The 7500-nt window shown below is 45.4% G+C and carries 6 protein-coding genes and 2 rRNA genes (2 of these 8 running past the window's edge); all 8 read left to right on the forward strand.

Annotated elements, in window-relative coordinates:
• Window positions 1–1859: ribosomal RNA gene (locus JSQ80_RS14445) — 23S ribosomal RNA — on the forward strand (it extends 1070 nt beyond the left edge of the window).
• Between the two features lie 71 nt (window positions 1860–1930).
• A 5S ribosomal RNA gene (gene rrf, locus JSQ80_RS14450) occupies window positions 1931–2047 on the forward strand.
• A 424-nt stretch (window positions 2048–2471) separates the two neighbouring features.
• A complete protein-coding gene (locus JSQ80_RS14455) occupies window positions 2472–2636 on the forward strand; it encodes a hypothetical protein (protein WP_206095767.1) in 165 nt (54 codons plus the stop codon).
• A gap of 175 nt (window positions 2637–2811) precedes the next feature.
• Complete coding sequence (locus JSQ80_RS14460) at window positions 2812–3801, forward strand: hypothetical protein (RefSeq protein ID WP_240463667.1); 990 nt, start codon at window positions 2812–2814, stop codon at window positions 3799–3801.
• 101 nt (window positions 3802–3902) lie between these two features.
• The gene (locus JSQ80_RS14465; protein ID WP_206095769.1) at window positions 3903–4874 is read left to right on the forward strand and encodes a hypothetical protein; all 972 of its coding nucleotides are present in this window, start codon (window positions 3903–3905) and stop codon (window positions 4872–4874) included.
• A 118-nt stretch (window positions 4875–4992) separates the two neighbouring features.
• Window positions 4993–5970, forward strand: coding sequence for a hypothetical protein (locus JSQ80_RS14470; protein WP_206095770.1), 978 nt, complete (start codon window positions 4993–4995; stop codon window positions 5968–5970).
• A gap of 32 nt (window positions 5971–6002) precedes the next feature.
• Complete coding sequence (locus JSQ80_RS14475) at window positions 6003–6995, forward strand: hypothetical protein (protein ID WP_206095771.1); 993 nt, start codon at window positions 6003–6005, stop codon at window positions 6993–6995.
• A gap of 99 nt (window positions 6996–7094) precedes the next feature.
• Window positions 7095–7500: the beginning of a hypothetical protein gene (locus JSQ80_RS14480; protein ID WP_206095772.1), read on the forward strand. It continues 581 nt past the right edge of the window; 406 of the gene's 987 nt are visible here — the first part of the coding sequence; its start codon is at window positions 7095–7097; its stop codon lies off the right edge, out of view.

Genomic DNA, 7500 nt, shown 5'->3' on the forward strand with positions numbered 1-7500 from the left:
TGGGAAAGGATGTGGAGTTGCCCAGACAACCAGGATGTTGGCTTAGAAGCAGCCATCATTTAAAGAGTGCGTAATAGCTCACTGGTCGAGTGAATCTGCGCCGAAAATGTAACGGGGCTAAACGTATCGCCGAAGCTATGGCTTGCATCGTAAGATGCATGGGTAGGGGAGCGTTGTGTATCGGGTTGAAGGTAGACCGGAAGGACTGCTGGACTATACACAAGTGAGAATGCCGGTATGAGTAACGAAAAGACATGTGAGAATCATGTCCGCCGAAAGCCTAAGGGTTCCTGGGGAAGGCTCGTCCGCCCAGGGTAAGTCGGGACCTAAGGCGAGGCCGAAAGGCGTAGTCGAAGGACAACAGGTTGAAATTCCTGTACCACCGTAAGCCGTTATGAGCAATGGGGGGACGCAGAAGGATAGGGACGCGAGCTGATGGATGCTCGTCCAAGCAGTGAGGCCGGTCAGTAGGCAAATCCGCTGACCATAAGGCTGGGCTGTGACGGGGAGGGAAATTTATAGTACCGAAGGTCTTGATTTCATGCTGCCAAGAAAAGCCTCTAGCCAGGTGAAGGTGCCCGTACCGCAAACCGACACAGGTAGGCGAGAAGAGAATTCTAAGGCGCGCGGAAGAACTCTCGTTAAGGAACTCGGCAAAATGACCCCGTAACTTCGGGAGAAGGGGTGCCTCGGTAGGGTGAATAGCCCGAGGGGGCCGCAGTGAAAAGGCCCAAGCGACTGTTTAGCAAAAACACAGGTCTGTGCGAAGCCGCAAGGCGAAGTATACGGGCTGACGCCTGCCCGGTGCTGGAAGGTTAAGGGGAGTGGTTAGCCGCAAGGCGAAGCTATGAACCGAAGCCCCAGTAAACGGCGGCCGTAACTATAACGGTCCTAAGGTAGCGAAATTCCTTGTCAGGTAAATTCTGACCCGCACGAATGGCGTAACGACTTGGGCGCTGTCTCAACGAGAGATCCGGTGAAATTTTAATACCTGTGAAGATGCAGGTTACCCGCGACAAGACGGAAAGACCCCATGGAGCTTTACTGCAGCTTGATATTGGACTTTGGTACGGTCTGTACAGGATAGGTGGGAGCCTGCGAAGCCGGTGCGCCAGCATCGGTGGAGGCATCGTTGGGATACCACCCTGATCGTATCGGAGTTCTAACCTAGGACCGTGACCCGGTTCGGGGACAGTGTCAGGTGGGCAGTTTGACTGGGGCGGTCGCCTCCTAAAGAGTAACGGAGGCGCCCCAAGGTTCCCTCAGAATGGTTGGAAATCATTCGAAGAGTGCAAAGGCAGAAGGGAGCTTGACTGCGAGACCTACAAGTCGAGCAGGGACGAAAGTCGGGCTTAGTGATCCGGTGGTACCGCATGGAAGGGCCATCGCTCAACGGATAAAAGCTACCCTGGGGATAACAGGCTTATCTCCCCCAAGAGTCCACATCGACGGGGAGGTTTGGCACCTCGATGTCGGCTCATCGCATCCTGGGGCTGAAGTAGGTCCCAAGGGTTGGGCTGTTCGCCCATTAAAGCGGTACGCGAGCTGGGTTCAGAACGTCGTGAGACAGTTCGGTCCCTATCTGTCGCGGGCGTAGGAAATTTGAGAGGAGCTGTCCTTAGTACGAGAGGACCGGGATGGACGTACCGCTGGTGTACCAGTTGTCTCGCCAGAGGCATGGCTGGGTAGCTACGTACGGAAGGGATAAGCGCTGAAAGCATCTAAGCGTGAAGCCCCCCTCAAGATGAGATTTCCCAATTTAGTAAGACCCCTTGAAGACGACGAGGTAGATAGGTTCGGGGTGGAAGCACAGCAATGTGTGGAGCTGACGAATACTAATCGGTCGAGGGCTTATCCTACTAACACAATTGATTCTAGAGCAAATGAAACTTTCGCGTTCAGTTTTCAAGGCGCAATCCTTGAATAACTGTTTGGTGACGATAGCGGAGGGGTTCCACGCGTACCCATCCCGAACACGACCGTTAAGCCCTCCAGCGCCGATGGTACTTGGACCGCAGGGTCCTGGGAGAGTAGGACGTTGCCAAGCAGACAAAGACCACTGACTTCTGTCGGTGGTTTTTTTCTATATAGGGAAAGAACGCAGTGAACCGGACGAGTGTTGACGTGCAGGAGAATACTGCACTTTTGCAGGGATTGTCGGGGCCATGCGGCTTTACAAGCTGCTGAGCTTGCTAGCCATTGCTGACCCCGGCAGACGGTGCGGAAATTGGCCAAGCCAGTGGCTACTAATCAATCTGAAATAGCGTCTTGACTAGTACAAACACCCCTTATGGGTGTTTTTTTTGTATATTATAGCGGCAAAATGCGTAAGGGGAAGCCATCTGATTCTTTTAATATCATCTTAGAATTATTAAGGTTTCTTAAAAAGGTTTAATCAATTGTTTCGTGGATTGCTTTCCTTATCCTGGCTGGTATTAGTAAAGAGCAGACAGATGAGAGGAGAAGTACAAATGAATCCATCGATGAAATTAGCAGTTGCTGCTCTGAGCAGCGTCGTATTGTGCCTTGTTTGGTTCAAAAAGGGCAAGCAATTTCAAATCACGACGAAAGATGGAAATCCATTAACGAAGGAAGAGCTTATCAAAATAGCAAAGACAATGGTCAAAAGTAACTGATATTAATCCTGCTAGTTATTAACGTTTTCTTAATAAATAATAATAGAATTTTTTGTGGTTTTTTACCAATGCCTTCGCTAGGATGATATAAGTGATCATATATTCAAGTATATACATAGGAGGATTTACCGTGAATTTGAAAAAAGCGATTGTCGCAATATTGGTCGTATCCGGCATGCTGGCCGCATTGGCAGGTCCGATTCCTGCAGGAGCCGAGGCAGCGCAAGAGAAGCAGCAAGAGCAGCAACAATCGGATCGCTGGACGGTTCAAGTGGATCCGAAGTTTACTGAAAAGTTGAATAAAGCGGTAAAGTTATTTGCCGGGAAAGACGTTGAATTGCAGAAGGCAGGCAAGCTTGGTGTTTATTCGGCTTACACCGCAGAAGTGCGATCTGTAGATGGGAAATATTTTGCGCGATATGACATCGATACAGGGATTATCTGGACCGTAGGCGGCCAAACCGCCACGCTTGACCAGATCAGCAAACAGGATCAAGAAGCAGTTCTGAAGGCGTTGAAAGGAATATATGAGAAGAAGGACTACGCATTTGATAATGAAGTTGAGGTGACTCACCAGTATACCGATGAGAAAGCAGAGGTGAGAGATGAGATAACGTACAGCTTGCGAGGAAAAGATTTCTCCGCCGACCTGAACAAAAATTGGGTTATTGGGGAAGATGGCCTCAGTTCTATAAAGATTGATTTCGATAAGAATGAGCTTGATCCGAAATTGTTGAAAGCGGCGACAGATGCCGCTAAAACAGCTTTTAATCATAAATTTGAAATGAAGCAGGGTCAGCTTCAGGGTTATTTTAGTATATGGAAACAAGGTCAAAAACCAGAATTAAAGTGGATGCTTCGGGACGACAAGGTTACGATTTACGCGGATCCCAAGTCAGGAAAAATAAATAGCGTAATCAATGAGCTCGGTATAAAAGTACGGGATAATAAAGGAATTTCAGAAAAAGAGGCAAAAGAAGCGGTTGCACCATTAGCAAAGAAATTGTTCAACATCGATCTTAATGGATATAACGTGAAATGGGATAACCTGACAAAAGACTATTGCTTCACCAAAAAGAATGGCACGAGTGTGAGGGCGGCATTGGATGCCAAGAAAAAAGCGGTATACATAAAAGCCGGGAGCGCTGCGGCTCCTGGGGCTTAGAAGTCACTGGGGTTACGCATGAGCGTAAAGAATAGCTTGCTTGAATTCTATTCTTCGCTGAAATAAGAACATAAGTATATATATACATAGGAGGATTTACTGTGAATTTGAAAAAAGCAATTATGGCATCAATGATCGTATCCAGCATGTTCATTACTTTGGCGGGGCCGATCCCTGCAGGAGCCGAGGCAGCGCAAGAGCAGCAGCAAGAGCAGCAGCAAGCGAAGAGCAAAGAAGTGAAAATCGACAAAAAGCTGGCTGCCAGGCTGCAAAAAGCGGTAAAGCAATTTGCGGGGAAAGAGATAAAGTTGCAGGATGCTGCCGAGTCTATAACTGATTCAGATGCAAAGGTTACATCGATAGATGGAAAGTACGTCGTCCACTTTGATTATAAAAAAGGTGAAGTATGGTCGATAGACGGAACGGTTCCACTCGATAAAATCAGCAAAGAGGCTCAGGAGGAGGTCCTGAAAGTGCTGAAAGAGGCATACGCAAAGAAAACATACGTCCTTGATAAAGAAGTTGTTCTGACTAAGCCTTATGATGGGAAAAAAGAAAAACTAAAAGATTATTTTTCGTATACGTTGACAGGGAAAGATTTTGAGGCAATATGGAGTGGGACAGGTTTTGTCAGAGAAGTTACAATAAAGCTTGCCAAGGAGGAGCTCGATTCGAAATGGCTGGAAACGGCAGCAAAAGCGATGAAAACGGCTTTCGATCATGATTTGAATGTAACAGCGGCGTATCTTGTTTCTGTCGGGGAAAATTATTATATGTTGTCACTTAAGGATAACGATGTATCACTTGAGATGGAAGCAAAAAAGGGAAAGGTCTTGAATGTATATCATAAAACAAGGAAAAAGGTAACGACCAACCAAGAGGTTACTGAAAAAGATGCAAAGGAAGTGGTCGCTCCTCTGGCCAAGGAATTATTTAATATCGATATTTCGGGATTGGAAGCGAAGTGGGACAACAAATTTAAAGATTATTATTTCGTTAAAGGCAAAGAAACGGTATTAAGAGCTGCATTGGATGCCGATAAGAACGCGGTGTACATTATATCGGGTGGCTAAGCATTATTGGTGGGGCATTAGACGTTATCAGACTAAAAATACAGGCTCGAATGAAATGTACAAATTCTAATTTTCGTTAGATGCACAATAAACCAAAGGAATACATAGAAGGATTACTATGAATGTAAAAAAAGCAATTCTAGCATCTATGATCGTATCCAGTATGTTAATTACTTTGACAGGCCCGATCCCAGCAGGAGCCGAGGCAGCACAAGAGCAGCACCAATCGGTGAGCAAAGAAGTGAAAATCGACAAGAAGCTGGCTGCCAAGCTGCAAAAAGCAATCAAACAATATGCAGGGAAAGAGATCAAGCTGAAGAATGTCGGTGAGAAGACAGAAGTTCATATGGCTGCAAAGGTTGAATCCGCAGACGGAAAGTACGCTCTCCACTTCAATATTGATGGAGGCAGAATATGGCAAATTGATGAAAAGGTCACAATCGACACAATCAGTAAACAGGATCAGGAGAAAGTCCTGAATGCATTGAAAAGAGCATATGCCAAGAAAACATATGCCTTTGATAAAGAAGTGATCAAGTCGCGACACTATGATGGTGATAAAGAAAAGCTAGGTGTGCCTTTATCGTATAAGTTTACTGGGAAAGACTTTGAAGTACACTTCTTCAAAGAAAATATTCCTAAAATGCCAAAAGATGCAGTTGGTGGATTTGAGATAAAGTTCACCAAGGAAGAGCTCGATCCGAAGTTGGTGGAAACGGCAACAAAAGCGGTAAAAACGGCATTCAATCATGATTTGGAAGTTACAGCCGCTAATCTAAGAAACTCTATTTGGACACTTGAGGATAAGTACGTATCGCTTGAAATAGTGAAGGGAGAGGTCACAAGCCTATATCATAAATCGCGTAAAGCGGTAACGACCAACAAGGAGATTACGGAAAAGGATGCTAAAGAAGTCGTTGCTCCGCTTGCTAAGGAATTATTCAATATCGACATTTCGGAGTATGAAGTGTGGGACAACTTATTTAAAGCTTACTCCTTCGTTAAAGGCAAAGGGACCGGAGTGAGAGCCGCATTGGATGCCGAAAAAAATGTCGTGTACATACAGTCCGGGATCAGAGCGGCCGCAGGGAATTAAAAAACACAAATAGATGCATAGGAGGATTTACCATGAATTTCAAAAAAGCTATCGTCGCAACACTGGTCGTCTCCGGCATGCTGGCCGCATTGGCCGGACCGATTCCTGCGAGTGCGGAGGCAGCGCAAGAGAAGCAGCAAGAACAGCAGCAAGCGAAGAGCAAAGAAGTGAAAATCGACAAAAAGATGGCTGCCAAGCTGCAAAAAGCGGTAAATGAACTTGCGGGGAAAGAGATTAAGCTTAAGGATATCGGCGAACTTAACAATAGGCGGGTCACGGCTCAATCTGCAGACGGAAAATATGGTGTTGACTTTGATTCTAAAAGCGGAAAAATATGGAGTGTTTTCGTCGAGACGACAATCGACAAAGTCGACAAAAAAATTCAAAACCAAGCCTTAGAACAGTTAAAGAAGGTCTATTCAAAGAAGAAATATGTATTTAACAAAAACGTTACACTGTACCAATCCTACGATAATAGTAAGGGGAAACTTGCCGATAATAGATATTATCATTTAGAAGGGAAAGATTTTCGCACTATCGTGCATCATAATATTTCAGAAGGCTATGCCAACGTCGCCAACACGACGATCGATATTGACAAAAAAGAACTTGATCCGAAATTGCTGAAATCGGCAACGGAAGCGATCAAAACGGCGTTCGATCATCAATTTGACGTGACGAAGGCGCAGATTGAGAGCTGGAATATTAGTACCTGGATACTTCAGGACGACAAAGTGACGGCCTATATGGAGAACGGGAAAGCAATCAGCCTGATCAATGAACAAGGCAATAAGGTCACGACGAACAAAGAGATGACAGAAAAAGAAGCCAAAGAAGCGGTCGCCCCGCTCGCGAAGAAATTATTCAATATCGACATTACGGGATATGAAGTAAAATGGGACAGCTTATTTAAAGATTACCGCTTCATCGAAAAAGATGATATTACGGCGGTGAGAGCCGCATTGGATGCCGAGAAAAATGTCGTGTACATAAAGTCGGGGAGCAGAGCGGCCGCAGGGAATTGAGTACTGTCAGATCTGCAAGACGGGAATATGCAGTCTGGTTATTCTTTTTTTCACTAAATCTACAATAAGAATACTACGTTATGAATAGGAGGAAATAAAATGAATGTAAAAAAAGCAATTTTAGCATCTATGATCGTATCCAGTATGTTGGTTACCCTGGCAGGCCCGAATCCTGCAGGCGCGGAGGCAGCACAAGAGCAGCAGCAGCAAAAAGCGGAAAGAAAGAAATTCCAAATTGACAAGAAGATGGCCGCCAAGCTGCAAAAAGCGGTAAAACAATTTGCAGGAAAAGAGATAAAGCTTGAGGATGTTGGCGAGCTTGAGAATGGGCAGGTCACGGTTCAATCTGCAGACGGAAAATATGGTGTTTTCTTCGATCCTAAAAAAGAAAGAATATGGAGTGTTTCCGTCAAGACGACAATCGACAAAGTCGGCAAAAAATTTCAAGACGAAGCCTTAGAACAGTTGAAGAAGGCCTATTCAAAGAAGAAATACGTGTTTAACA

It is taken from the genome of Paenibacillus apiarius (genome assembly GCF_017052585.1).
GTDB classification, from domain to species: Bacteria; Bacillota; Bacilli; order Paenibacillales; family Paenibacillaceae; genus Paenibacillus_B; species Paenibacillus_B apiarius.

What these genes read in the sequence shown, in the direction of transcription:
- JSQ80_RS14455 (WP_206095767.1), top strand. Translation starts at nt 2,472, where the DNA reads ATGAATCCATCGATGAAATTAGCAGTTGCTGCTCTGAGCAGCGTCGTA.
- JSQ80_RS14460 (WP_240463667.1), top strand. Translation starts at nt 2,812, where the DNA reads ATGCTGGCCGCATTGGCAGGTCCGATTCCTGCAGGAGCCGAGGCAGCG.
- JSQ80_RS14470 (WP_206095770.1), top strand. Translation starts at nt 4,993, where the DNA reads ATGAATGTAAAAAAAGCAATTCTAGCATCTATGATCGTATCCAGTATG.
- JSQ80_RS14475 (WP_206095771.1), top strand. Translation starts at nt 6,003, where the DNA reads ATGAATTTCAAAAAAGCTATCGTCGCAACACTGGTCGTCTCCGGCATG.